Here is a 26342-nt window from a genome sequence, read left to right on the forward strand (position 1 = left end):
TTGGATCCCCTCAGTTGGTGATGTCCGTCACATAGACTTCGTAGAATGGCTGAGCGCCCATCTCCGCCGTCCAGCGGTTTCGCATGTAGAAACGCCCGCCGCGATCAGAGTAATATTGGTCACATATCTCGTAGGGAGCGACTTGCCCGTATCGGCGACAGACACGGTCGCCCCTCACCACCCACGTACCTACCCGTGCGCCGGGCCCCAGGTCCTCAACGCGTCCGTCTGCAAAATAGCGGTGACTGTGGGGTGTGTTGGTGATGTGCTCAGGCTCGGTCCAGCCGATCTGGCGGCCCGACACAAAATGCCGAAGGTCATCGCCAACGATCGGTCTTTTGCCGTCGCGCACCTGCGCAGATGGCGGTGGGCTCTGCATGCACGCCAGCAGGAGCGGAGCCGCAGCAAGGCCAAGGATCACCAGCAACTTTGCTTTCATTTCGACCGCTCGAAACCTGCAGGATGCTTCATACGCAGTCACAGTCAGCCGCATCCCCAGCGGGGGCGCAACCCACTTTTTTCGCTTTCAAGGTGAATTCCTTATTCACCTAAAAGTAGTTAATGGGAGTCTCCGACGGATGATGTATCGGCCTGCTCTGGACTTCCGCGCCCCCGGCCCTTGTTCTGAAAGCTGCCCGAACCCTCCTCGGGAGCGATCTGCTCGGCCGCGCCGACGCTGAGAAAGCGCTGCCCTACCAACTCCGCGACCGCACGGACCGGGTCATCCGTCAGATGGGCATATCGCTCGGTAGTGCTCGCCTGCCGATGCCCGAGCGCCTTGCCAATGAGATAAAGACTGGCGCCATCGGCCGCGGCGAAGCTCGCGAACGAGTGACGCAGGTCATGAAGCCGGACGCCCTCCAGCTTGGCGACTTCACGCACTCGATCCCAGGTCTTGTAGAGACCGACGGTCGACCCCTCCCCGCGAGCGGCCGGGAACACGTATGGGCCCTCGCGCGGCCGGCGCATGATTTCAGCAAGGGCGGCCGAGTTCAACGGGATCATCTTTTCGCCGGTCTTGGACCGATGCCAGGGCAAAAGGATACGGCCCCGCTCAAGGTCGACTTCGCCCCAGGTCAGATTGAGAATCTCCGACTTCCGGGCCCCGGTGAACAGCAGGAGCCGGATAATGGCCGCGTGACTGTCCGGAATCTCCTCCGCATCGACCAGCTCCGCCAAGGTCTCGATCATGTGCTTGGCCTCGGCCGTCGACAGAAACCGCTCTCGGCGACGGGGCGTGATCTTCTGGACGCCGATCGCCGGATTGTGCGGCAGGATCTCCTGCATCACCGCCCAGGACAGCATCGCGGCCGTGGACCGGATGGTCTGCCCGGCGGCCCCGGGTCCGCCCCGGATGATCGCGCGCCCACGCGCCTTCGTCCGAACGTCCTTCGCGGTCTTGCCGCTCAAGACATCCGCCTGAAGCCGCTCAAGATCCCTTCGGGTGAGATCGCGCGCCAACCGATGCCCCAGCAAGGGACCGACGTGCCGTCGTAGGACCGAGGCGTCGCCCGCCCAGGAAGACTCTCTTTTGTTGGGCTTCGCGATACGTCCTTCGTGAAGATACGCCTCGATCAACTCGTTGACGGTGACGGCCTCGTTGATCTCGCGCTTGGCCTGCATCGGGTCGTGTCCGGCTTTGACCTGGCGCAGCAGTTCAGAAGCGGCCTCACCGGCCTCCTCCACCGTGTGGGGGCTGCCGACCTTGCCGAGCGTGTGTCGGCGCACGGCCGAGCCCATCCGGTATTTGACGATGAAGCTCTTCGTGCCTGATCGGCGAGCCCGAACGCCAAACCCTAGGACGAGGGAGTCCCATAGGAAGGCATCGGGCGCGCTGGTCGTGAAGGCGTCAATTAGACGTTTGGTGAGCTTAGGCATGGGCGTTGCTCCAGATCCGGAGCCCAAATCCTGGGACCCGTATGGGACCCAGGAGGCGGGATTTCGCGTCCATTCGCGGAAATGGACAGCAACGCCCAGACACCCAAATTTCCGTTGCACAACAACGGGATGAGTGCTTTCTGGTGATTACCCTTCGATGTCTCTTTTTACTGCCCGGGTCGGCTACGAATCTGAGGGTCGGACGTTCGAATCGTTCCGGGCGCGCCATTTTCTTTCAACGATCCTGCGGCCTGTGCGTCCTGTCGCCCGTCGGGTGCGGCGGCAGGGACCCTAGTCCTCCCGCCAGCTGACCGGATCGCGATCACGCTCGTAGCGCCGCTTGAGCGGAAACGGCGGCAGCCAGGATTCGCGGCGGACGGTCCAGAGCTCATAGGTCGGCGTCAGCTGGTCGGGAGCGTCGAGGGCGCCGAGGCTCACCTCGATCTCGTCGCCGCTGCGCGCGAAGACGGACGAGCCGCAGCGCGGGCAGAAGGACCGGCCGGCGTAATCCCGCGGCTCGCCCTCGATCGCGACGGCCTCCTGGGGGAATATCGCGAAGCCGTGGAACAGGGCGCCGTGATGCTTGCGGCAGTCGAGACAGTGGCAGAGGCCGACCCGGTATGGGGCTCCCGACGCCACGAAACGCACGTCGCCGCACAGGCAACCGCCGATGAACCGCTCCATGCCGCGTCTCCTGCAGAACCCGGTCGCGAGGCATACAGCAAACCGCGCCGCCGATGAAAATACGGCCGCGCCCTCGCCGCCGTCCGGCGACAAGACCCTGCCTGGCGGGCTAGTCGCGAGTCGCGGGAGGCTCCGCCCCCTCCTCGTGCGGGCCGGCCGACGGCTTGCGTGAATCGAGGTCGAAGCGGTCGCCGCTGGACAGGACGTGCATGCGGACGTTGAACATCGACAGGGCGCGCTCGGCGCGGGCCTCGGCGATGTTGGAGTGGGTCGACTCCTCGCCGTCGACGACATAGGCGGCCCCGCTGCCGATGACGCGGAAATTCCGCTCTTCCACGATGATGGCGGTGTTCTCGTCGATGCCGACGCCGAGCAGGCGCGGATTGTGCGCCACCGCCCCCAGCAGCCGGCCGTAGCGGCCACGCTCGGCGAAATGCTGGTCGATGATCAGGTCGCGCACCAGGCCCAGCCCCGGCGCCATGTGCAGGTCGCCGATGCGGTAGGACTCGGCGCTGGGGCCCTTGACCAGCATCGTCTCGCTCATCACCGCCGCGCCCGCAGAGGTGCCGGCGATCACCGCCCCCGCCTCGTGCAGCTCGCGGATGCGCCGCTCGATCGGGGTGTCGCCGATCTGGCTGGAGATCCGCAGCTGGTCGCCGCCGCTGAAGAAGACGCCGCCGGCGCCGTCCAGCGCCTTCAGGGCCGGACTCTCGAGGCTCTGCGACCGTTCCTCGACATAGAGCTCCACGAGGTCGGTCAGGCCGATGCCGGCGAAGGCCTCCTGGTAGCTCTCGAAATAGCCATCGGGCTCGTGCGACGCGACAGTGGCGATCACCAGCCTGCCGCCTTTCAGGCGCCGCGCCACCTCCTTGAGGATGACCCGCTCCCCCTCCTTGTCCTCTCGTCCGCCGATAATGATGAGCGGCCCCTTGCCCTCAGCCATGCGGCGGCTCCAGCACAACGTCGGCCGGGGCGCCGTCGCTCGTGACCGCCGGCCGGAAGTCCAGCATCTGGCGCCATACCGCCTCGACGCGGGTGGGCGTCAGAATGACGAGATCGCCGGCCCGCGCCATGTCGAGGCAGGCCGCCACCGCGTCCTCCTCGCGGTGATAGCCGCGGATCCGCAGCGGATCGCAGCCCGCGGCCGCGGCGCCCTCGGTCATGAGCCGGATGACCTCCCCGGCAGGACGGCCGCGGTTGTCGGGCGTTTCCCGAAACACCAGCTGGTCGAAATACTCCGCGCCGACCTCGCCCATGGCCAGGATCTCCGCCTCGCGCCGGTCGCCCGGCACGCTGAGCATGGCGATGGTCCGGCCAGAGGCCGGCCGGATCGCCGAGACCAGCCGGCCCAGGGCGCGCAGGCCTTCCGGATTGTGGGCGTAGTCCAGGATGACCCGGAAGCCGTGGCCGTCATAGACGTTCAGCCGGCCCGGATTCTGCTCGAAGGTCGAGGCGAAGCCGGACAGGGCCGCGCCGATGGCGGCGTGCTCGACCCCTGCCCCATAGGCCATGCCCACGGCGGCGAGGGCGTTCTGGACATTGAACAGGGCCGCGCCATTCAGAGTCGCCGGGATCGCCCGGGCGTTGCAGACCGCCACCGCGGCGCCGCCGTCGTGCAGGCTGATCTCGCCCGAGGCAGGGTCGTGCAGCACGGCCAGGCCGCCCTGGCCGATGTGCTTGAGCAGGAATCCGGGGGTGTCGTCGCCGCCCCTCATCGAGAACCAGCAGACCCGGCCGCCGGCGTGCTTCGCCATGCGCAGGGTCAGCGGATCGTCGGCGTTGAGCACGCTGACCCCGCGACGCGACACGCTCTCGACCACCACCGATTTGACGGCGGCGAGATCCTCGAGCGTGTCGATCCCCTTGAGGCCCAGGTGGTCCGGCTGGACGTTCAGGACCGCGCCGACGTCGCAGCGGTCGAAGGCCAGCCCCTCGCGCAGGATGCCGCCGCGGGCGCATTCCAGCACCGCGACCTCGACGGTCGGGTCGCGCAGCACCATGCGGGCGCTCTTCGGGCCGCTGGCGTCGCCGGCGTGGAGGCGCTCGTCGTTGATGTAGACGCCGCTGGTGTTGGTCAGACCGACGGTGCGGCCCGTGTGGCGGAACACATGGGCCAGCATGCGCCCGACCGTCGACTTGCCGTTGGTGCCGGTCACCGCCAGCACCGGAATGCGCGCCGTCGAGCCCCGCGGGAACATCATGCGGATGATCGGCTCGGCCACGTCGCGCGGCTGACCCTCCGAGGGCGCCAGATGCATGCGCAGCCCCGGCGCGGCGTTGACCTCGACGATGCCGCCGCCCGTCTCGCGCACCGACCGGCTGATGTCGGGGGCCAGCAGGTCGATGCCGGCCACGTCGAGGCCGATGGCCAGGGCCGCCCGCCGGGCGATGGCGGCGTTGTCGGGATGAATGTCGTCGGTCCGGTCGATGGCGACGCCGCCGGAGGACAGGTTCGCGGTGGTGCGCAGGGCCACGACCTGACCCGCCGCCGGCACGCTGTCGGTCGTCAGCCCCTGCCGTTCGAGGATGTCGAAGGCCGCCTGGTCGTCGAGCCGTATCCGGGTCAGCAGGTTCTCGTGGCCGTCGCCGCGCCGGGGATCCGCATTGGCCTCGGCCACCAGCTCAGAGATCGTGCTGCGGCCGTCGCCGATCACCTGGGCGGGGACGCGCTCGGCCACGGCCACGACCTGCCCGTCGACCACCAGGATGCGGTGGTCACGGCCGGGCAGTTCTTCCTCGACGATGACATGGCGGCTGTGTTGGACGGCGAGGTCGAAGGCGGCGCGGATCTCCTCCCCGGTCCGGAGACCTGTCGTGACGCCACGGCCATGGTTGCCGTCGAGCGGCTTGACGACGAGCGGACGCTTCAGCCCCTTCGCCTCGATCACGGCCCGATCGGCGGTGCGAACGACGACGCCGCGGGCCACGGGGCAACCGATCGCCGCCAGCAGCGCCTTGGCCTCGGCCTTGTCGCCGGCCAGTTCGGAGGCGACCAGGCCGGTGCGGTCGGTGACGCTGGCGCGCAGGCGGCGCTGGCGGGCCCCCCAGCCGAGCTGGACCAGGCTCTGACCATTGAGGCGCGTTACCGGGACGCCGCGCCGGCGCGCGGCGTCGACGAGGGCCTGGGTGCTCGGCCCGAACATGCCGCGCCGCCTCGAGGCCTTCAGCAGCGGCAGGGCCGCCTCTACGGTTTCGATTCCGGCGAGATCGGCCCGTCCGGCGGCGAGCGTCTCAAGCCCCTCGACGCCGCGGCGTTCCGGCGGCAGCAGGGCGTCGACGATCTGGAAGGCCAGCCGTCCGGCCAGCAGCCCGGTTTCCTCGTCCTCGTAGGCGAACATGACATTGTAGACGCCGGCGCGGCCCTTCACGGACCGGGTCTTGCCACGGGTCGTCGACGCGCCGGCCAGCGCCTGCAGCTCGAGGGCCACATGCTCGACCACATGGCCCAGCCATGTGCCCTCCCGAAGGCGTCTGAGGAACCCACCGGGCTCGCCGTAGCAGCAGCCGTGGCTGTCCAGCGTCGGCAGGGCGCCGACAAGCGCCTCGGCGAAACCGGGCAGCCGGTCGGTCGGCCACGACTCCATCTCGCCGAGATCGACCTGGATCCGGACCATGGGGCGGTGGCTGTAAAGATGCGGGCCGCGATACACCCCGTGTTCAAGGATGCGGATCGGCCGGTGGGCGGTCGCCGGACTCATGCGGCGAAATCCTGGCGCCGGATCGGCTCAGCGGCGCCGCGCGCGAGGGCCCGGATGACCAGGGCGGCCGCCACGGCGCGGGAGGGCGCGAGCCCCTCCTGCACCAGCCCGCCCTCGGCGTGGTCCCGTATCTCCCACAGCCAGTCCTCGCCCGAGGGTCGTATCGTCCAGTTATAGCCGGGGTGCTGCATGGTCCTTCCTCGCGATCGTTAACCCCGGAAATGCCAAGCCGAACAACGGGTTCCAAAGTCCAAAACCCGACAGATTGTCTCGCGCAAACAATCCTTTGCGGATGGAACCGGGAGGATGGCGGCGCGTATTCCTTGCCCGCCGTCCCTCGACAGGGAGCTTTGTCGTGAGCATCGAAACCTTGACCGCCCTGCCCGTCCACGACGTGGCCGATCCAGCCGCCTTCCACCGCAGACTGTCGCGCTGGAACAACCGGCGCCTTGCGCCGGGCGTCCCCCATGCGGGATGGATGGCCGAGGCCCGCGAGGACGCCGAGATGATCCTGCTGGAGGGCGCCTTCGTCGAGCGCATGCGCGCTGACGCCGCCCCCTGGCTGTGCGAACTGCCTGACGACGTCGAAGGCTTCATCGCCTGGTTCGAAGCCCTGAAAGGCTCGGGCCCCGGCGAGAACGACCCCCTGTTCCCGTGGCTGGCGGAGTCGGCGACGCTCGAGGAAATGCGCTGGTTCCTGCTTCAGGAGGTCGCCGGGGAGGCCGGGTTCGAGGACCTGGTCGCCTATGCCCAGGTCAAGATGCCGACCCGGCCGAAGCTCGAGCTGGCCCGCAACTACTGGGACGAGATGGGGCGGGGCAACGAGGGCGGCATGCACGGCCCGATGCTCGAGAAGCTGGCGACGGCGCTCGACCTGCGGCCAACGATCGAGGGTACGGTGTGGCCGTCGCTGGCGCTGGGCAACACCCTCGTCGCCTTTTCGACGACGCGGCGATACGCCTATCACGCGCTCGGGGCGCTCGGGGCGGTGGAGCTGACCGCGCCATGGCGTGCGGCTCATGTCGCGGCCGGGCTCAAGCGTCTCGGCATCGGGGCCGAGCGGAAGTATTTCGCGCTTCACGCCACCCTCGACGTCGAGCATTCCCGCACCTGGAACGAGGAGGTGCTGCGCCCCCTCGCGGCGGAACGGCCCGAGGTGATCCGCAGTCTCGCCGAGGGCGCGGTGATGCGGCTGCGCGCGGGCCAGCGGTGTTTCGAGGCCTACCGCCAATACCTGTGGGAGCCTGAGCGGGTGCTGCAGTCCGCCTGATGGACGCGGTCGTCTCACGCCACGCGGCGGCCGATGCGGCTGCGGCGCTGCTCGACCTGCTCGGCCGGCTCAAAGCCCTTGGCTATCAGTTCGTCACCCCGACGCCTGGCGTCCACGCCCGCGTGAGAAGACGCCGCGGCGCGACCCGCGAGGACGCCCTGCGCGACATCTTCGGCTGGTCTCGCCCGTTCCGTCCGGAGTTGCTGGAGCCGGCGCTGCTCGAGCTGCTGCGCCTTGCCGGAGTGGTGCGCCGCGGAGCGGACGGGCTGGAGCTCGGCATACGGGTCAGCACCGTTGGCGGCCGGCTGTTCCTGCACTCCGCCCCCACGACCGACCGCCACGCCGTTTTTCTTGGGCCGGACAGCTACCGCTATGTTCGCTTCCTGCGCCAGCAGCTCGCCGGCGGCCGCGGATTCCAGACAGCCCTCGACATCGGCACGGGCGCGGGAGTGGGCGCCGTCGTTCTCGCCGGGCTCGACCCATCGGCCCGCGTGTGGGGTACCGACGTCAACGAGGCGGCTCTGGCGTTCGCCCGGGTCAACGTCGCCAGCGCCGGGGTGGTGGTCGAGCTGGTGCGATGCAGCGGGCTTCCCGGCGGCCCCGAACGGTTCGACGTCATCGCGGCCAAGCCGCCCTACATCGCCGGCGAGGGCGACCGGGTATATCGCGACGGCGGCGACCAGCTGGGCGCGGGCCTCGCACTGGAGTGGGTGCGCGCCGGGGTGCGGCGACTCGCGCCGGGCGGCAGGTTCCTGCTCTACACCGGCAGCGCCATCGTCGCGGGCCGCGACGGGGTGCGCGAGGCCTTGTTGGCGATCGCCGAAGAGCACGGCCTGCGGCTGGCCTACGAAGAGATCGATCCGGACGTGTTCGGCGGCGCGCTCGCCCGGCCCGCCTATTGCGATGTCGAGCGGATCGCGGCGGTCGGAGCGGTGCTGAGCGCGCCCTAGCCCCAGGACTTCTGGTAGATTTCGATCGGGTCGCGGCGGCGCACGATCCTGTCGATGTCCTCGAAGGCCTCGTTCTCGGTCAGGTCGCCGGCCCGGGCGCGGCGGATGATGAGTTCGACGTCGGCGAGGTCGTCGTCATGCCGGGAGGTCGCTTCGACCTCGCGGGTAACCTGGTCTGCAATGCCCATGGCGCTCTCCTTTCCCGTTCAACGCCGCGGGCGCCGAGGGGTTCACGGCGGATCTCAGCCAGCCGAGTAGGACGTCTTCGTCTGGGTGAAGAACTCCACCGCGGCGAAGCCCTGTTCCCGCGCGCCGTAGCTGGACGATTTCGTGCCCCCGAACGGCACATGGTAGTCGACCCCGGCGGTCGGCAGGTTGACCATGGTCATCCCGGCCCGGGCCCGCCGCTGGAAGTCGCGGGCGTGCTTCAGGGAACTGGTCACGAGACCCGCCGACAGGCCGAATTCGACCCCGTTGGCGATGGCCAGCGCCTCCTCGTAGTCCCTGACCCGGATGGTGGAGGCGACGGGGCCGAAGACCTCCTCGTTGTTGATCCGGCTGCCGGCGTGGGTGTCGGCGATCAGGGTCGGCTGGACATACCAGCCGGGCGTTTCGAGCTGCGGCCGTCCGCCGCCGGCGACGACGCGGCCGCCCTCGCCCCTGGCGATGTCGATGTAGCGGTAGGAGGTTTCGCGCTGATCCTCGCTGACCGCGGGGCCGATCTGGGTGTTCGGGTCCAGGGCCGGGCCAACGCGCAGGGCGGCGACCCTTTCGGCAAGGGCGGCGACGAAGCGGTCATGGATGCCATCCTGCACGATCAGCCGGCTCGAGGCCGTGCAGCGCTGGCCAGTAGCGTAGTAGGAGCCGTCCAGGGCGATCGCCACCGCCCGTTCCAGGTCCGCGTCGTCCAGCACGATCAGCGGGTTCTTGCCGCCCATCTCCAGCTGCACCCGCGCCTGCCGCCTGACCGCCCCGGCCGCCACGCCGGCGCCGACCCCCTGCGAGCCGGTGAAGGAGAGGCCGTCGACGTCGCGGTGATCGACGAGGGCCTGACCGACGCGGCCGCGTCCGATCACCAGGTTCAGCACGCCGTTGGGCAGGCCCGCCTCGTGCAGGATGGCGACCAGCGCCTCGGCCGTCGCCGGGGTGGGGCCCGCCGGCTTCATCACCACCGTATTGCCGAAGGCGAGCGCCGGAGCCGCCTTCCAGGCCGGAATGGCGATGGGGAAGTTCCACGGGGTGATCAGACCGAATACGCCGACGGCCTGGCGATAGGTCTGGATCTCCACGCCCGGCCGCACCGAGGCGAGGTTCTGGCCGTGGACGCGCAGCGCCTCGCCGGCGAAATACTTCAGGATGCGGCCGGCGCGGACCGTCTCGCCGATTCCCTCGGCCAGGGTCTTGCCCTCCTCACGCGACAGCAGGCGACCCAGTTGTTCGCGGCGCTCCATGACCAGCGTCCCGGCCCTGTCGAGAATGTCGGAGCGCAGTTCGGGCGACGCCTCGGACCAGGCCGGGAAGGCCGCCTTGGCCGCCGCCACGGCCGCGTCGACCTCGTCCACGCCGCCGTCGGGGATACGGGCGACGAGGTCGCGGGTGTCCGACGGATTCAGGCTTTCCGACGGCCGGTCGGCGGCGACTCTCTCGCCGTTGATCCAGTGGGACAGGTCGAGGGTTTCGGTCATGGCGGTCCTTGGGATCGATGTGCCGGCGAAGCGCCGCCGGCAGGACCTTGATAGATGGCGGCGTCCTCAAGGTCACGGGCGCCTGCCGCAGGGAACCGGTCTCCCCCGCGAAGGTTGACGCCGAGGAGGCCGGCGATGCCTGATCAGATCCAGGCCCGCGAGCGAATGGTCGAGCGGCAGGTGGCCCGGCGCGGAGTCCGGGACGAGCACGTGCTTGAGGCGATGCGCGAGGTGCCCCGCGAGGCCTTCGTGCCGGAGGGCTTGCGGGAATTCGCCTATGACGACGCCCCCCTGCCGATCGAGGCGGGCCAGACGATCTCCCAGCCCTACATCGTCGGCCTGATGATCGAGGCTGCCGGAATCCGTCCCGGCGATCGGGTGCTCGAGATCGGCGCGGGATCCGGTTATGCGGCGGCGGTGGTGAGCCGGATCGCCGATCGGGTCTTCGCCATCGAGCGGCACGAGGCTCTGACAGACCTCGCCCGGCCCCGACTGCGGCGCCTCGGCTATGACAATGTCGAACTGCGCACCGGGGACGGGACCCGCGGCTGGCCCGAGGCGGGGCCCTTCGACGCCATCCTCGTCGCCGCCGGGGGGCCGGGCGTTCCACAGGCGCTGAAGGATCAGCTCGATCTCGGCGGCCGGATCGTCATGCCGGTGGGGCCCGTCGGTGACGAACAGCGGCTGGTCAGGGTCACCCGCATCAGCGCCAGCCATTTCGAGGAGGACGACCTCGGGGCCGTCCGCTTCGTTCCGCTGATCGGCGAAGAGGGCTGGCCGGACGCCGGCACGGCGCGGCGTCCGTCGGAGCCACACAGTTTCAGGGCGCCCGCCGAACCGCCCATCGCATCGATGATCCGGGACGCGGCCGAGCCGCTGCCCGCCCTCGACGATCCCGCGTTCGGCGCCCTCTTCGACCGGTTCTCGGACGCCCGGGTGGTCCTGCTGGGCGAAGCCAGCCATGGAACCTCGGAGTTCTACCAGGCCCGCGCCGCGATCACCCGGCGGCTGATCGAACGGCACGGTTTCAACATAGTGGCCGTGGAGGCGGACTGGCCCGACGCCGCCAGCCTCGACCGCTATGTCCGGCAGCGTCCGGCTCCGAGGCATGCTGAGCCGCCCTTCCGCCGCTTTCCGACATGGATGTGGCGCAACACCGACGTCGAAATCTTCATCGAATGGCTGCGCGGCTGGAACGAGAATCTCCCGGTCCCGGCGCGCGTCAGCTTCCACGGGCTCGATCTCTACAATCTGTCCGCGTCGATCAGGAACGTGCTCGACTATCTTGACCGCGTCGATCCCGAGGCGGGCAAGGTGGCGCGCGCGCGCTACGGCTGCCTTACGCCGTGGGCCAGCGAGCCCCAGTCCTATGGCCGGATGGCCATGACCTCAGGCTATTCGCGCTGCGAACGGGCGGTGGTGGCGACCCTCGCCGACATGCTCGCGAAACAGCTCGAATACGCGGCCGATGACGGCGACAACTTCCTCGACGCCAGCGCAAGCGCCCGCCTGGTCAAGAACGCCGAGGCCTACTATCGCGCGATCTACTATGGGGCGGCCGAAAGCTGGAATCGTCGCGACACCCACATGTTCGAGACGCTCTGCGCCGTGCTGGAGGCGCGGGGTCCGGGCGCCAGGGCCGTGGTCTGGGCCCATAACTCGCACATCGGCGACGCCTCGAAGACCGAGATGGGCCTGTTGCGCGAAGAGCTGAACATCGGCCAGCTGTGCCGCGAACGCTTCGGGCGCGACGCCGCCCTGATCGGCTTCGGAACTCACGGCGGCGACGTCGCCTGCGCCTCCGACTGGGGAGAGCCGATGGAGGTCAAGCGGATCAACCCGTCGCGGCCCGACAGCTATGAGCGCCTGGCCCATGACAGCGGCGTCGCACGTTTCCTGCTGGATCTGCGCGAGGGTGTGCACGAGCCGCTTCGCCAGCGGCTGCTGGATTCGAAGCTGGAGCGGTTCATCGGCGTCATCTACCGGCCGGAGACAGAGCGCTGGAGCCACTATTCCGGCTGCTCGCTTCCGCAGCAGTTCGACGCCTGGGTCTGGTTCGACGAGACCAACGCGGTCACGCCCCTGCCGACGGCTCGAAGGGAAGGTGTCGATGAAACCTGGCCTTTCGGGCTCTAGACCTCACATCGTCGGGGGGACCGGCGAGGCTGATGCGGAGTCGGAAGCCGCCGTCGCCGCCGTGGCCTCGAACTCCGCGCGTGTCCAATCGAGGACGACGGCGCGTTCGCCGCGCGAGGCGACGCTCGCCGGCGCCGCCGTCATCGATCCGTCCGTCCGCCTGATATGGAGGATGCGCTCGCCTCCGGGCCTCGTCTCCACCCCGGCCAGCACCCCCAGCGCCTCGCCGTCGACGCTCAGCACCTCGGCGCCCGACGGAAACGGGAGGCCGACGGGTGGGGCGGGGGTGGGCGCTGAAGCGGAAGCAGGCGGGAGCTGGGTGGGCGGGTCCTGCGCCGCATCCTGACCGGCGAGCGACAGGGCGCCGGCGGCGCCCAGCAGAATGAAGGTCTGGCCGAACATGGGAAGCTCCTGGGGGGACGAGATGGTCCCTGCCGGGCGAACAGCCGGTTCCAGCCCTGGTTCCACCTCGGCCATGCCCTTGCGTACACAAGCGCGGGAACCCGCCGCCTATGGCTCAGGTTATCTTCGGAGGGGGGGCCATCATCCTTCACCGCGCGGAGACCGACGTGAGCTCGCAAGCCTCATTCGTCCTCGATCACCCGGATGAACCCCGCGCCCGCATCCGGACAGCCGACCCGTTGGCCGGCCTCGCCCGCGCCGCGCTCGGGCGGCTGCTCGAGCGGCTGATCCGTGTCGGCTCCCTGAGCGTGGCGTTGCCCTCGGGTGAAATCCTGAGAGCCGGAGAGGCTGGCGCTCCCGACAGCATCCGCATCCGCCTGCGCGATTACCGGACCGCCTGGCGGCTGGCGGTCTATCCGGGCCTGGCCCTGGGCGAGGCGTGGATGGATGGCGGCGTAACGCTCGAGCGGGGAACGCTGTGGGACCTGCTCGACCTGGCCGGGCGCAACCTCTCCCTGCGGCCGCCGCCCCGGCGTGGTCGGCTCGCCCGGATGTGGCGGCGCATCGCGCAGGCCAACGACCGGGCCGCCGCCCGCCGCAACGTGGCCCACCACTACGATCTGTCTCTGGACCTCTACCGGCGCTTCCTCGACGCCGACCTGCAGTATTCCTGCGCCTATTTCGAGCGGCCGGGCATGAGCCTCGACGAGGCGCAGGCGGCCAAGAAGCGCCACCTCGCGGCCAAGCTCCTGCTCGAGCCGGGCCAGAGCGTACTCGACATCGGCTGCGGCTGGGGCGGACTGGGTCTGACGCTGGCGGAGGAGGCCGGCGCTCGCGTCACCGGCGTCACCCTGTCCGACGAACAGCTGGCCGTGGCGCAGACGCGGGCCCGGGAGCGAGGCCTCGCCGACCGCGCCGAGTTCCGCAAGCAGGACTACCGCGACGTGGAGGGGACCTTCGACCGCATAGTGTCGGTCGGCATGTTCGAACACGTCGGCGTGCCGAACTACCAGGCCTTCTTCGACACCATCGCCCGGCTGCTCAAGGACGACGGCGTGGCGGTGCTGCACGCCATCGGCCAGAACCACGTCTCGGTCAGCAACCAGCCGTGGATCGGCAAATACATCTTCCCGGGCGGCTATACGCCGGCCCTGTCCGAAATCCTGCCGGCCATCGAACGGGCCGGGCTCTGGGTCACCGACATCGAGATCCTGCGCCTGCACTACGCCGAGACGCTGAAGGCCTGGCGCGAGCGGTTCGAGGCCAACCGGGCCGAGATCGCCGCCCTCTACGACGAGCGCTTCTGCCGCATGTGGGAGTTCTATCTCTGCCTCAGCGAAGTGGCCTTCCGCCATCGCGGCTGCATGGTGTTCCAGATCCAGCTGTCGAAGCGCGTCGACGCGGTGCCCCTGACCCGCGACTACATCCACGACGCGGCGGCCTGACGCGCCTCGCACGTCTGGACTTCCGGCTCCCGACGAGGCTCACTGCGCCCTCGGCAAGGACGCGACGGCCGGCAGGCGGCGCAAGACGTCCGGATATCGGGGACCAGAGACATGAAGCGCGAACTCCTGGCTACGGCCGCACTGCTGGCGCTTGCCTGCCCGGCGATGGCCCAGGTTCCCGAGCCCGCCCCTCCGCCCGTGGTCCCGGCGGCAGAAGCCGCGGTCACGCCGCCCGCCGCCGACGACGCGAACGCGGAAGAGGCCAAATGGGACGTCCAGGCCCCGCCCGGGCCCTCGCGCGACATCCCCATCGACGTCACCCGCGGCACCTGGATGTCCGTCGACGTCAGCCCGGACGGCCGGACGATCGTCTTCGACCTGCTGGGCGACATCTATGTCATGCCCGCCTCGGGCGGCGAGGCGCGCGCCATCGCCTCCGGCGTCGCCTGGGACATGCAGCCGAAATGGTCGCCGGACGGCCGCCACATCGCCTTCACCTCGGATCGCGCTGGCGGCGACAACATCTGGATCATGGAGGCTGACGGGTCCAACCCGACGCAGGTGTCGAAGGAGAGCTTCCGCCTGCTCAACCAGCCGGAATGGACGCCCGACGGCGAGTTCATCGTGGCGCGGAAACACTTCACATCGGCCCGGTCGCTGGGGGCCGGCGAGCTGTGGATGTATCACCGCTCGGGCGGCGGCGGCGTGCAGATGACCGAGCGGCGCACCCCGCAGAAGGACACGGGCGAACCGGCCTTCTCGCCCGACGGCCGCTACCTCTATTTCAGCGACGACGCGACGCCGGGGAACACCTTCGAATACTCCAAGGACGTCAACGGCCAGATCTACATCATCCGCCGCCTCGACCGCGAAACCGGCGAGATCGATCCCTACATCACCGGCCCGGGCGGCTCGATCCGTCCGACGCCCTCGCCCGACGGCCGGTCGCTCGCCTTCATCCGGCGCGTCCGCTACCAGTCGGTCCTGTACGTGATGGACATCGAGTCCGGGCGCGAGACGCCGGTCTTCGCGGGCCTCGACCGCGACCTGCAGGAGACCTGGGCCATCCATGGCGTCTATCCGGCGATCAGCTGGACGCCCGACAACCGCTCGATCGTGTTCTGGGCCGACGGCCGCATCCAGAAGGTCGAGGTCGCCTCCGGCGTCGTCTCGGACATCCCGTTCCACGTCGCCGACACCCGCCGGGTGCAGGACGCCGTCCGCTTCCCGGTCGAGGTCGCACCGGAATCCTTCGACGTGAAGATGGTCCGCTGGGCCCGGCCTTCGCCCGACGGTTCGAAGGTGGTGTTCGAGGCGCTCGGCAGTCTGTGGATCCGCGACCTGCCCACGGGGACGGCGCGCCGCCTCACCCGGCAGAACGACCATTTCGAGCTCTATCCCAACTGGTCGCGCGACGGCCGCTCGATCGTCTACACCACCTGGGACGACCAGGAGCTGGGCTCGATCCGCGTTGTGCCGGCCTCGGGCGGCGCCGGGCGCGTGGTCACCCCCGACCCCGGCCACTACATCGAGCCGACCTTCTCGCCCGATGGCCGCACCATCGTCTACCGCACGGTCAGCGACGGCTTCCTGACCACGGCCCTGTGGAGCCGCGACCCGGGCGTCTACCGTATCCCGACGGCGGGCGGCGAGCCGGTCCTGATCACCGACGACGAGGGCTCCCAGCCCCAGTTCGGCGCGGACGGCGAACGCCTGTTCCTGACCGGCCGCGACGGCGACAAGCGCACCCTCGTCTCGGTCGACCTCAACGGCGAGGACAAGCGGACCCACCTCACCTCCGAATGGGCCAGCGAGTTCGCGGTGTCGCCGGACGGCCGCTGGATCGGCTGGACCGAGCGCTTCAACGCCTATGTCGCCCCCTTCGTCGCGGCGGGCCGGCCGGTCAACCTCAGCCCGGACGGCAAGTCCCTGCCCCAGGCCCGCGTGACCCGCGACGCCGGCGAGTGGCTGAGCTGGTCGGGCGACTCGCGCCGCCTGCAGTGGTCGCTCGGCCCCGAGCTGTTCACCCGCGACCTGAACCAGTCCTTCACCTTCGTCGAGGGCGCCCCTGAGGAGCTGCCGAAGCCCGACGAGCACGGGATCAACCTCGGCTTCAGCGTCCCGGCGGACAGGCCTGACGGGCGCATGGCCCTGACCGGCGCCCGCCTGATCACCATGAACGGCGCCGAGGTGATCGAGAACGGGACCATCGTCCTCAACGGCAACCGCATCGAAGCGATCGGCGCGACCGCCAGCATGACCATCCCGGCCGGCATCCCGACCATGGACATGAGCGGCAAGACCATCATGCCCGGCCTGGTCGACACCCACTGGCACGGTTCGATGGGCTCGGACGAGATCATCCCGGAACAGAGCTGGGTCAACTACGCCGCCCTCGGCTTCGGCGTGACGACCATCCACGATCCGTCGAACGACACCAGCGAGATCTTCGCGCACAGCGAGCTGGCCCGGGCCGGCCGCGTCGTCGCGCCGCGCATCTTCTCGACCGGCACCATCCTCTACGGCGCCACGACGGCCAGCACGGCCCAGATCGACGACCTGGACGACGCCCTGTCGACGCTGCGCCGGATGCGGGCGGCGGGCGCCTGGAGCGTCAAGAGCTACAACCAGCCCCGCCGCGACCAGCGCCAGCAGATCATCGAGGCGGCGCGCCAGCTGAACATGATGGTCGTCCCCGAGGGCGGCTCGCTGTTCCAGCACAATATGTCGATGATCGTCGACGGCCACACCACGATCGAGCATTCGATCCCGCTGGCCCGTCTCTACGACGACGTCCACCAGCTGTGGCGGCAGACCGGCGTCGCCTACAACCCGACCCTGGTCGTGGCCTACGGCGGAAGCTACGGCGAGAACTACTGGTATCAGGAGAGCAACGTCTGGGACGACCCGATCCTGACCCAGTACGTGCCTCGCCGCCTGCTCGACTCTCGCGCCCGCCGTCCGGTCACCGCCCCGGACAACGAGTGGAACCACATATCGGTCGCCCGCGAGGCCACGCGGCTGGCCGCGGAAGGCGTCAACGTCCAGATCGGCGCCCATGGCCAGCGCGAGGGCCTCGGCGCCCACTGGGAGCTGTGGAGCCTCGCCCAAGGCGGCATGGCGCCGCTGGACGTTCTGCGCGCGGGCACCCTGAACGGCGCCCGGGCGCTGGGCATGGACCGGGACATCGGCTCGCTGGAGGTCGGCAAGCTGGCCGACATGGTGGTGCTCGACGCCAACCCGCTGGAGAACATCCGCAACACCACCTCGATCGCCTACACCGTCGCCAACGGCCGGGTTTACGACTCCGGCATGAACGAGGTCGCGCCGCGACAGCGGCCGCGCGCGCCGTTCTGGTTCGCCGAGACGGGCGGCGAGGGCTGGGCCGCCGGGGCGACGGAAACCGCGGGCCACGGGCACGGCGGCGACTGACGGGCGGCCGTCAGGAACGGTCAGCCCCCTTCCTTCCCCGGTTCGCCTAGAGCAGGGTCGGCGTCGAGCGTTGTCATTCAGCCTCGACGCCGTATCGTGAGCTTGCGGTGGAGCTGAGGGTGGACGGGGAAATGACGACGCACGGCGACGACCCCTTCGCTCGACTGGGCCCCGTGTTCGCCGGCCGCCGCGCCCTGCTGCTCGAGGACGACCCGGCCCTCGCCGATCACGTCGCGGAACAGCTGACGGCGGCGGGGTTCGAGGCGGTCGACCGGTTCGAGGCGGGCGAGCCCGCGCTGGCGACCGCGGGGCGCTCGCCCTACGATATCCTGATCCTCGACCGGCTCACCGCCGGCATGGACGGGCTGGAGATGCTGAAACGGCTGCGCGCCGGCGGAGGCGCCTCGGCCGACGCCCCCGCCCTGATGCTGACGGCGCTGGGCGGCGAGCGGCAGAAGGTCGAGGGCCTGCTGGGCGGGGCCGACGACTATCTGGCCAAGCCCGTGGGCGACGAGGAGCTGCTGGCCCGCATCGCCGCCCAGTTGCGGCGGGCCGCGCGACGGGCGCGGCCGGCGAGCGCGGACCTGGTAAATGGCCCCTTCCGCCTGTCGCCGGGCGCCCGCACTCTCAGGCTCGAGCTTTCCGGGAGCGAGAGCCGGCTGATCGACCTGTCGCCGCTGGAGTTCGCCATCGTCGCCGAACTCATGGCCGCGCGGGGCCAGCCGGTCACCAAGACCATGCTGTGGGACCGCTGCTGGGTGGAGTGGCGCTTCCTGCCCGACAATTTCGTCAACGTCATCGACGCCCGCATCAGCGCCCTGCGCCGCCGCCTGAAGGAACAGGCCCCGGAACTGGGCGAGGATCTGCACCCGCTGATCGTCCCCGCCCGCAGCCAGAGCCTCATCTTCCGCGACCTCTCGGCCCTGTCGGGCTGACCCGGATGACCGTCCGATCCTCGACCCTGAGGGGCTGGCTGGCGCGGCGCACATCGACCCAGCTGGCCGCGGCCATGGGCGTGCTGGCGGCGCTGGCGCTGTCGGGCTCGCTGCTGGTCACCGGCGCGGCGGTGCGCATGGACCAGCGAGAAAAGGCGGCCCTGGCCGCCCTCGACGACTATAGCGCCATGGTCACCAAGCTGGGATCGGAGACCAGCCTCTCGGCCGAACAGCTCACCGAGGCCGATGCGGCCTGGCTGTCGGGCTTCCTGAGCGCCTTCCAGAGCGGCCCGGCCCGGGATGCGCGCACGCTGGAGGAAACCTGCCGCACCGGCCGCGGCGGCGCCGGCGTGCGCTTCATCCGGGCTCCGGTGGGCAAGCCGGCCGGCCTGGCGGCGCTCGAATCGGCGCGCGGCGAAAGGGCCGGGCGTCTGGGCGAGGACGTCTACATCGTGCGGCTGGGACAGGGCGTGCTCTGCCCTTCGCGCGCGGTCGAGGTGGTGGTGGTCCGCCGCTCGTTCGGCGCGCTCGACATCGCCGTCGGCCGGGTCGTCGACCGGTCCGGCGACGCCTGGGGCTGGGCGGTCGCCGCGGTGATCGGAACCGGACTGCTGCTGCTCGTCATCGGCCTGGCCGCCGCCGCCGTGGCCCGCCGCCGCCTGACCGGGGCCGTGGCCGAGGTCAGCCGCGCCCTCGACCGGGCGGCCGTCGGCGACTTCTCCATGCGCGCGCCCGAGACCGAAGTGGCGCCGGAGCTGACCGAGCTGACCGGCCATGTGAACCGCACCCTCGACCGGCTCGACGAACTGCTGAGCTGGCTGAGGGACTCGGCCGACCAGCTGGCGCACGATTTCCGCACCCCTCTGGCGCGCGCCTCGGTCCGCCTCGAGCGGCTGCGGACCACCGCGACGACGCCAGAGGCTCGCAAGCTGATCGACGAGGCGCGCTCCGACCTGGCCCAGATCACCCGTTCGATGAACGAGGCGATGGCGCTGCGCGACGGCGAGGCCTGGGTGTTCGACAGCGTCCGGCTGGACGAGCTGGCGGTGCAGGCGGCCGAACTCTATCAGCCGCTGGCGGACGAGCGCGGCGTCGCCATCCGTGTCGAGGCCGAGCCTGTCGCGGTGCTGGGCGTGCGCTCGCTGCTGCAGCGGGCCGTCACCAATCTGGTCGACAACGCCGTCAAATTCTCGCCCGAGGGCGGGGTGGTGACCCTGACCGCCCGGATTGAAGACGGGCGGCCGGTGCTCGCCGTGGCCGATCAGGGGCCCGGCTTCACCCCGGTCGGGCAGGCCGGTGCGCCGCGGCCGGCCGAGGGACGCGAGAGCCACGGCATGGGCCTTGCCTTCGTGCGGGCGATACTGAAACGCCACGGCGCCGCCATGACGGTTGATGACGGCCGTCCGGGGGCTGTCGTCACGGCGCGTTTCTCGCGCTAGGCTCCTGATCAACAACAGGGGATTGGCGATGCGGCGTTCCACCAACCGGACCTACGGCCTGTCGATACTGGCGCTGGCCGCGGCGGTCCCCCTGCTGGCGGCGACCGCGGCGGCGGCCCAGTCCTCGCCCCAGGGCCCGATTCCGTACGACGCCCGGCGCGGGGTCTTCACCTTCGCCAGCGGACTGGAGCAGGCCCTGCCGGCCGTCGTCCAGGTGACGACCCTCGGTCAATCGGAAGGGCCCAGCTCGGGCGAGAACGAGCCGCGGCTGATCTCCAGCGGGTCGGGGGCCATCATCGACGCGCGCGAGGGCATCGTCGTCACCAACAACCATGTCGTCGAGGGCGGTCGGAAATTCACCGTCGACCTGACCGACGGCCGCATCTTCGACGCCGTTCTCATCGGCACCGACAAGGCCACCGACCTGGCCGTGCTCAAGTTCGACGCCACCGGACTGTCCGAGATCGAGATCGTCGATTCCGACCAGCTGCGCACCGGCGACCTCGCCTTCGCCGTCGGCTATCCGCTCGGCCTCGACCAGACCCTGACCATGGGCGTGATCTCGGGCCTCGGCCGGTCGGGCATGGGCGACCGGATCGAGGACTATATCCAGACCGACGCGGCGGTGAACTCCGGCAACTCGGGCGGGCCGCTGCTGGACAGCCGCGGTCGGCTGATCGGCATCAACACCTCGATCCTGTCGGGCGGCGGTGGCGGCAACGACGGCATCGCCTTCGCCGTGCCCAGCCGCATCCTGATGTATGTGGTGAACCAGCTGCGCACCGTCGGCGAGGTCAAGCGCGGCTCGACGGGAGCCATACTCGGCTCCCTCAACGCCGAGCGCTCGCGCGAATTCGGCCTTGGGATCGTGCGGGGCGCGGTGGTCGAGAATGTCGCCCCCGGCTCGTCCGCCGAGACCGCCGGCCTGAAGCGTGGCGACGTCGTCACCCGCATCCAGAATCGTCCGGTCTCCAACGCCGGCACCGTCGCCGCCACGATCGGCATCGCCGAGCCCGGCACGCGGGTCGAGGTGGTCTATCTGCGCGACGGCCGCGAGGGCCGCGCCACCCTGACCGTCGAGGCCCCGCGGGACCAGTCCGTCGTACTGGGATCCGAGGTCGTGATCGGGCGTGGTCTGGGCGCCCGCACGGGAGCCGACGGCCTTCAGGTATTCGCCGTCGAGGGCGGCTCGCCCGCCGCCGGCGCCGGCCTGCAGGCCGGCGACCTGATCCGCCTGGTCGATGACAGCCCCGTATCGGATCTGGGCGCCCTCGCCGCCGCCCTGGGCGGAGACGGCCCGCGCATCCTGTCGGTCATGCGGGGGGGCGAACCGGTCGAGATCGTCCTGCCCTGATCTCCCGGCGTCGAAGGCCGGACAGCAAAACGCCCGCTCTGCCGGAGGGGGGAGGGTGGCGGAGCGGGCGTCTCGCTTGGAGGAAGCATCGACCCGCCGGAGCCCTTGAATGGAGTGATCCAGGGGGGCTGGGGGGGCTGTTCAGGATCCGGGATCGCTCCGGACTCCGACGAGCCGATGGCTCTGGTGTCGCCCCCCAAGGGGGCGGCCGCTGGGCGGAACGGCGGCTATTTCGTGTTCCGGGCGATTTCTTGGGCGAGTGGCGTTCGCGACACGCGGGTCGGCGGAACGGCGCCGTTCGCGGGTTTGACCTCGGGTCTGGCGTTTCTCGCCGGGCGGCATACCTTCGACCCATGAGCGACGCCGCCGATTTGCAGTCCGAGTCCGGTCCGGTCTTCTTCGACCGGCGCGAGCTGGATCTGATCCTGAGGGTCTACGGACGGATGGTGGCGGCCGGCGAATGGCGCGACTACGCCATGGTCGGGCATCGCGACGTGGCCGAGTTCGCCGTCTTCCGCCGCTCGGGCGACGCCCCCGCCTACCGCATCGAGAAACGCCCCGCCCTGCGCCTGCGTCAGGGCCAGTGGGCGGTGATCGGCGAGGGCGGCGTGGTCCTGCGCCGCGGCCGCGAACTGCCCCAGGTCCTCCGCGTCTTCGACAGCCGCCGCTTCAGCGTCGTCGAATAGAAAAAGGCCCCGGCGTCTCCGCCGGGGCCCTTTCCGTTTCTCGACCTGTCCAGCCGGTCAGCGGCGTCCGCCGAACAGCATGAGCAGGAACTGGAACATGTTGATGAAGCTGATGTAAAGGCTCAGCGCCCCGTAGCTGGTGGCCACGCTCATGGCGGTCTGGTTTCCGCCCAGGGCGTAGTAGGTCATCTTCAGCCGCTGGGTGTCGTAGGCGGTCAGGCCGGCGAAGATCAGCACGCCGGCGATGCTGATGATCATCTGCATCATCCCGCTCTGCAGGAACAGGTTCACCACCGAGGCGATGATCAGGCCGATCACGCCCATGATCAGGAAGCTGCCGATGCCGGTCAGATCCTTCTTGGTCGTGTAGCCGAACAGGCTCAGCGCGCCGAAGGCGGCGGCCGTAATCAGGAAGGTCTGGATCACCGAGGCGCCGGTGTAGACCAGCACCACCGTGCCCATCGAGGCGCCGATCAGCGCCACGATCAGCCAGTACAGCGCGCTGGCGCCGCCGGCGGTCGGGTTCCGCATGACGAAATTCGAGCCCAGCAGCACCACCAGCGGAGCAAAGGCCACGATCATGCCCAGCAGGGTGAAGCCGGTCAGACGGGTGACGCCGTCCGGGAACACCTGGGTGGCGAACATCAGATCGCGCACGGGGGGGAAGGATCCGGTCACCCACGCCAGCGCAGCCGACACCAGCAGGCCCAGCGCCACCTTGTTGTAGACGCCCAGCATGAAGCTGCGCAGACCCGCGTCCACCGACATGTCGGCGGACTGCGGAAGCGGCCGGGCGTAGCCGTTGTTGAAGTCGCTCATCGCGAGTTCGATCTCCTTGTTCGCCGGAATGATCCCGGCTGTCGGTCAAATATCGGGGCCGCTCCCCGTTGACGCAAGGAAAACCGGACTTGGGCGGTCGGGTTTCAGCCGCTACGAACGGTCGCATGATCCGGTTGTTCACCGCCCTGCCGATTCCCGACGACGTGGCCGACACCCTCGAGCGCCGGCAGTCCGGCCTGCCCGGGGCCAAATGGCGCAGCCGCGACCAGCTGCACCTGACGCTGGCCTTCTACGGCGAAATCGACGAGCGCCGCGCCGACGACCTGGCGGCGGAGCTCGGCCGCGCCACGGCCGGCGGTCCGTTCGAGTTCACACTGAGGGGAGTGGGGGCGTTCGGCGACGCCCATCGCAGCCACACCCTCTGGGCGGGCGTCGAGCCGAACGAGCGGCTGTCGGTGCTCGCCGGCCGCTGCCGGGCCGCGGGAGAGCGCGCCGGCGTGACGATGGAACGCCGCGACTATCGCCCGCACGTCACGCTGGCCTATCTGAAGCCGCAGACCAATCCGGACCGGATCGGCGCCTGGATCGCCGGACACAACCTGCTGCATTCGCCGCCGATCCGGGTCGACCGCTTCGGCCTCTGGTCCAGCATCCTGACCCACGACGGCAGCCGCTATCAGCTCGAACAGGAGTATCCGCTGTGACCGGACCGGTGATCGAGACCGCCCGCCTGACCCTGCGTCCGCAGGCGATGGACGACTTCCCCCGCTGGGCCGAGATGATGGCGGATCCGGAGGCGGCGAAATTCATCGGCGGCCCCATGCCGGCGGAGACCGCCTGGCGCGGCTTCATGACCATGGCGGGGGCGTGGAGCCTGACCGGCATCGCCATGTTCTCGCTGATCGAGCGGGATACCGGCCGCTGGCTCGGCCGGATCGGACCGTGGACGCCGTTGGGCTGGCCCGGGACCGAGGTCGGCTGGGGTCTGCATCCGGACGCCCAGGGCAAGGGCTATGGGGTCGAGGCGGGGACGGCGGCGATCGACTACGCCTTCGACGTGCTCGGCTGGACCGAGGTCATCCACTGTATCGATCCCGACAACACGCCCTCCCGGCGCCTGGCCGAGCGGCTGGGTTCGTACAACCAGGGCCCGACCCGGCTGCCGCCGCCATTCGAGGCCGTCTCCGTCGATCGCTGGGGCCAGAGCCGTGAGGAGTGGCGCGCCCGGACCCGGCCCTGAACCCGTGCGGCGCTTTCGCGCGTTCAACGCTCAAGCTTTGACCCGCCGCCGCCATCGGCTAGGCAGAGGGCAGTCATGATGAAGGGTGATCGGATGCGGGTTCTGGTTCTGGGCGGCGACGGATTCTGCGGCTGGCCGACGGCCCTGCACCTGTCGGCGAGGGGCTGGGACGTGCTGGTCGTCGACAACCTGAGCCGGCGCAACATCGACAACGAGCTGGAGGTCCAGTCCCTGACCCCGATCCGCACCATGGGCGAGCGCATCGCCGCGTGGAAGGAAGTCAGCGGGCGCGACATCGGCTTCGTCAACATGACGGTCGGCAAGGAGTTCGACCGGCTGGTCGCCCTGATCCGCGACTGGAAACCCGACAGCGTCGTCCACTTCGCCGAACAGCGCGCCGCGCCCTATTCGATGAAGTCGGCCCGGCACAAGCTGTACACGGTCGACAACAACCTCAATGCGACCAACCACCTGCTGGCGGCGATCGTCGAGAGCGGGCTGGACGTGCACCTGGCCCACCTCGGGACCATGGGGGTCTATGGCTACACCACCGCCGGCCTGCGCATTCCCGAGGGTTATCTGAAGGTCACGGTGGACACCGATCATGGCCCGACCGAGCAGGAGATCCTCTTCCCGCCGAACCCCGGCTCGATCTACCACATGACCAAGACCCAGGACGCCCTGCTGTTCCAGTTCTACGCCAGGAACGACGGCCTGCGGATCACCGACCTTCACCAGGGCATCGTCTGGGGGGCCCAGACCGAGGAGACCCGCCAGGACGAGCGGCTGATCAACCGGTTCGACTACGACGGCGACTACGGCACGGTGCTGAACCGCTTCCTGATGCAGGCGGCGGTCGGCTATCCGCTGACGGTGCACGGCACCGGCGGCCAGACGCGGGCCTTCATCCATATCCAGGACACGGTGCGCTGCGTCGAACTGGCCCTGAAGAACCCGCCCCGGTCCGGCGAACGGGTCAAGATCCTCAACCAGATGACCGAGAGCCGCCGGGTCCGCGACCTCGCCGCCATGATCGCCGACATGACCGGGGCCGAGGTCCACAACGTGCCCAACCCGCGCCAGGAGGCCGACGAGAACGAGCTGGTCGTGGCCAACGACCAGTTCCGCGAACTGGGTCTGAAGCCGATCACCCTCGCCGAGGGCCTGATGCAGGACGTGACGGAGATCGCCCGCCGCTACGCCCACCGCGCCGACCTCGCCAAGGTGCCCTGCGTCTCCAGCTGGAACAGCAAACGCGCCGAGGCGCTCAAGGCCGACTCCGTCGTCGTGGCCCCCGCGGCCGGTCCGCAAGCCCGCTCGGCCTGATCGCAGCCGGATGCCTGCAACCGCCCCGTCCCCCACGTTGCTGGTCTTCGGCGGCGGCTGGCTGGGACAGGCCGCCGCTCGTGAAGCCGTGCGCAACAGCGGCCGCGCCATCCTCACCAGCCGCGACCCCGACCGGCGCGCTGGGCTGATCGCCGAGGGGTTCGAGGCCGTCGATCCCGCCGACGCCGACGCCCTCGACGGGGCCGCGCGCGAAGCCTCAGCCGTCCTCGTCACCGCCCCGCCCGAGAGCGACGGCTGCCCCGGCCTGAAGCGGCTGGTCCCGGCCCTGACCCGGACCGGCGCCTTTCCCGACTGGATCGGCTATGTCTCCTCCACAGCGGTCTACGGCGACCGGGCCGGCGGCTGGGCCTTCGAGGACGATCCGCTCAATGCCGCATCCCTCGAGGGCGCCCGCCGCGTGCGGGCCGAGCGGGACTGGCTGGACGCCGGGCGGGGCATGGGGCTGACGGTGCAGATCTTCCGCCTGCCCGCCCTCTACGGCCCCGGCCGCTCGCCCGTCGAGCGCCTGCGCGACGGCACGGCCCGCATCGTCCGCAAGCCGGGCCAGGTGTTCAACCGCATCCAGGTGGAGGACGCCGTCTCCGGCCTGTTCGCCTCGATGGCCCGGCCCCGCCCGGGCGCGGCCTACACCCTGTGCGATGACGAGCCGGCGCCCGCCGATGCGGTGATGGAATGGGCGGCGCAACGGCTGGGCCTGCCCCGCCCGCCCGAGATCGACCTCGACGACCCGGCTGTGTCAGAGGCCATGCGCCGCTTCTACCGGGACTCCAAACGGCTCTCGAACGCCCGCGCCAAGGCCGAGCTGGGGTGGCGGCCGCGCTATCCGACCTGGCGCGAGGGGCTGGAGGCGATGCTCGACGCGGCCGAGACATAGTCGACGATCCCCGGCGCTTTCGGGCAGGACATCCGGGACATGGACGCGCGCGGCCGCAAGGGATGCGGGACAGATGTCGGCCGATGTCCGGAAACAGCCCGCCGCCG

General features: G+C 70.0%; 23 protein-coding genes. 13 read left to right on the top strand and 10 right to left on the bottom strand.

Annotation, left to right across the window (positions count from 1 at the left end):
* Window positions 1–10: 10 nt before the first annotated feature.
* The 6 genes from VEA62_RS02255 to VEA62_RS02280 all read right to left on the bottom strand — a co-directional run bounded on the left by VEA62_RS02255 (window position 11) and on the right by VEA62_RS02280 (window position 6451).
* A complete protein-coding gene (locus VEA62_RS02255) occupies window positions 11–427 on the bottom strand; it encodes a hypothetical protein (protein ID WP_324817838.1) in 417 nt (138 codons plus the stop codon).
* Between the two features lie 131 nt (window positions 428–558).
* Window positions 559–1878, bottom strand: coding sequence for a site-specific integrase (locus VEA62_RS02260; protein WP_324817841.1), 1320 nt, complete (start codon window positions 1876–1878; stop codon window positions 559–561).
* A 291-nt stretch (window positions 1879–2169) separates the two neighbouring features.
* Entirely contained in the window at window positions 2170–2562 is a 393-nt protein-coding gene (locus VEA62_RS02265; protein WP_324817843.1) for a GFA family protein, read from the bottom strand.
* A gap of 109 nt (window positions 2563–2671) precedes the next feature.
* Window positions 2672–3505 (bottom strand): cyanophycinase, encoded by an 834-nt coding sequence (locus VEA62_RS02270; protein ID WP_324817845.1) that lies wholly within the window; start codon window positions 3503–3505, stop codon window positions 2672–2674.
* Window positions 3498–6260: a cyanophycin synthetase gene (gene cphA, locus VEA62_RS02275; RefSeq protein WP_324817847.1), complete on the bottom strand. Its 2763-nt coding sequence runs from the start codon at window positions 6258–6260 to the stop codon at window positions 3498–3500. The genes VEA62_RS02270 and cphA overlap by 8 nt, the downstream gene beginning before the upstream one ends.
* A complete protein-coding gene (locus tag VEA62_RS02280) occupies window positions 6257–6451 on the bottom strand; it encodes a hypothetical protein (protein ID WP_324817850.1) in 195 nt (64 codons plus the stop codon). Before VEA62_RS02280 ends, cphA begins: the two co-directional genes overlap by 4 nt.
* Window positions 6452–6615: 164 nt before the next feature.
* On the opposite strand from VEA62_RS02280, the gene VEA62_RS02285 reads away from it, so the two are divergent.
* Complete coding sequence (locus VEA62_RS02285; RefSeq protein WP_324817853.1) at window positions 6616–7530, top strand: iron-containing redox enzyme family protein; 915 nt, start codon at window positions 6616–6618, stop codon at window positions 7528–7530.
* Window positions 7530–8480: a methyltransferase gene (locus tag VEA62_RS02290; RefSeq protein ID WP_324817856.1), complete on the top strand. Its 951-nt coding sequence runs from the start codon at window positions 7530–7532 to the stop codon at window positions 8478–8480. The genes VEA62_RS02285 and VEA62_RS02290 overlap by 1 nt, the downstream gene beginning before the upstream one ends.
* Here VEA62_RS02290 and VEA62_RS02295 read toward each other — a convergent pair.
* On the bottom strand, window positions 8477–8668 hold the full coding sequence (locus VEA62_RS02295) for a hypothetical protein (RefSeq protein ID WP_324817859.1): 192 nt from the start codon (window positions 8666–8668) through the stop codon (window positions 8477–8479). The genes VEA62_RS02290 and VEA62_RS02295 overlap by 4 nt on opposite strands.
* Window positions 8669–8722: 54 nt before the next feature.
* Window positions 8723–10165: an aldehyde dehydrogenase family protein gene (locus tag VEA62_RS02300; protein ID WP_324817861.1), complete on the bottom strand. Its 1443-nt coding sequence runs from the start codon at window positions 10163–10165 to the stop codon at window positions 8723–8725.
* Between the two features lie 135 nt (window positions 10166–10300).
* Here VEA62_RS02300 and VEA62_RS02305 point away from each other — a divergent pair, with 135 nt between their 5' ends.
* The gene (locus VEA62_RS02305; RefSeq protein WP_324817864.1) at window positions 10301–12301 is read left to right on the top strand and encodes a protein-L-isoaspartate(D-aspartate) O-methyltransferase; all 2001 of its coding nucleotides are present in this window, start codon (window positions 10301–10303) and stop codon (window positions 12299–12301) included.
* A 3-nt stretch (window positions 12302–12304) separates the two neighbouring features.
* Here the strand turns inward: VEA62_RS02305 and VEA62_RS02310 are convergent, their stop codons facing one another.
* The gene (locus tag VEA62_RS02310; protein ID WP_324817866.1) at window positions 12305–12703 is read right to left on the bottom strand and encodes a hypothetical protein; all 399 of its coding nucleotides are present in this window, start codon (window positions 12701–12703) and stop codon (window positions 12305–12307) included.
* Window positions 12704–12870: 167 nt separating this feature from the next.
* Between VEA62_RS02310 and VEA62_RS02315 the strand changes: the two genes are divergently transcribed.
* The 6 genes from VEA62_RS02315 to VEA62_RS02340 all read left to right on the top strand — a co-directional run bounded on the left by VEA62_RS02315 (window position 12871) and on the right by VEA62_RS02340 (window position 21994).
* On the top strand, window positions 12871–14148 hold the full coding sequence (locus tag VEA62_RS02315) for a cyclopropane-fatty-acyl-phospholipid synthase family protein (RefSeq protein ID WP_324817869.1): 1278 nt from the start codon (window positions 12871–12873) through the stop codon (window positions 14146–14148).
* 111 nt (window positions 14149–14259) lie between these two features.
* Entirely contained in the window at window positions 14260–17580 is a 3321-nt protein-coding gene (locus VEA62_RS02320; RefSeq protein WP_324817871.1) for an amidohydrolase family protein, read from the top strand.
* A 131-nt stretch (window positions 17581–17711) separates the two neighbouring features.
* Window positions 17712–18515, top strand: a complete 804-nt coding sequence (locus VEA62_RS02325) for a response regulator transcription factor (protein WP_324817873.1) — start codon at window positions 17712–17714, stop codon at window positions 18513–18515.
* A 5-nt stretch (window positions 18516–18520) separates the two neighbouring features.
* Window positions 18521–19954 carry a HAMP domain-containing sensor histidine kinase gene (locus tag VEA62_RS02330; RefSeq protein WP_324817876.1) on the top strand — a complete coding sequence of 478 codons (1434 nt, stop codon included), beginning with the start codon at window positions 18521–18523 and terminating at the stop codon, window positions 19952–19954.
* A 28-nt stretch (window positions 19955–19982) separates the two neighbouring features.
* On the top strand, window positions 19983–21308 hold the full coding sequence (locus VEA62_RS02335; RefSeq protein WP_324817878.1) for a trypsin-like peptidase domain-containing protein: 1326 nt from the start codon (window positions 19983–19985) through the stop codon (window positions 21306–21308).
* A gap of 353 nt (window positions 21309–21661) precedes the next feature.
* Window positions 21662–21994 carry a DUF2794 domain-containing protein gene (locus VEA62_RS02340; RefSeq protein WP_324817880.1) on the top strand — a complete coding sequence of 111 codons (333 nt, stop codon included), beginning with the start codon at window positions 21662–21664 and terminating at the stop codon, window positions 21992–21994.
* A 57-nt stretch (window positions 21995–22051) separates the two neighbouring features.
* Here VEA62_RS02340 and VEA62_RS02345 read toward each other — a convergent pair whose 3' ends face one another.
* Complete coding sequence (locus VEA62_RS02345; RefSeq protein ID WP_324817883.1) at window positions 22052–22813, bottom strand: Bax inhibitor-1/YccA family protein; 762 nt, start codon at window positions 22811–22813, stop codon at window positions 22052–22054.
* A gap of 125 nt (window positions 22814–22938) precedes the next feature.
* Between VEA62_RS02345 and thpR the strand changes: the two genes are divergently transcribed.
* The 4 genes from thpR (at window position 22939) to VEA62_RS02365 (ending at window position 26235) form a co-directional block, all read left to right on the top strand.
* On the top strand, window positions 22939–23478 hold the full coding sequence (thpR, locus tag VEA62_RS02350) for an RNA 2',3'-cyclic phosphodiesterase (protein WP_324817885.1): 540 nt from the start codon (window positions 22939–22941) through the stop codon (window positions 23476–23478).
* The gene (locus VEA62_RS02355) at window positions 23475–24014 is read left to right on the top strand and encodes a GNAT family N-acetyltransferase (protein WP_324817888.1); all 540 of its coding nucleotides are present in this window, start codon (window positions 23475–23477) and stop codon (window positions 24012–24014) included. Before thpR ends, VEA62_RS02355 begins: the two co-directional genes overlap by 4 nt.
* A 93-nt stretch (window positions 24015–24107) precedes the next feature.
* Window positions 24108–25340 (top strand): NAD-dependent epimerase/dehydratase family protein, encoded by a 1233-nt coding sequence (locus tag VEA62_RS02360; RefSeq protein ID WP_349255661.1) that lies wholly within the window; start codon window positions 24108–24110, stop codon window positions 25338–25340.
* 10 nt (window positions 25341–25350) lie between these two features.
* A complete protein-coding gene (locus VEA62_RS02365) occupies window positions 25351–26235 on the top strand; it encodes an SDR family NAD(P)-dependent oxidoreductase (RefSeq protein ID WP_324817892.1) in 885 nt (294 codons plus the stop codon).
* Window positions 26236–26342: the final 107 nt, after the last annotated feature.

It is taken from the genome of Brevundimonas sp., from assembly GCF_035627475.1.
Lineage (GTDB): Bacteria > Pseudomonadota > Alphaproteobacteria > Caulobacterales > Caulobacteraceae > Brevundimonas.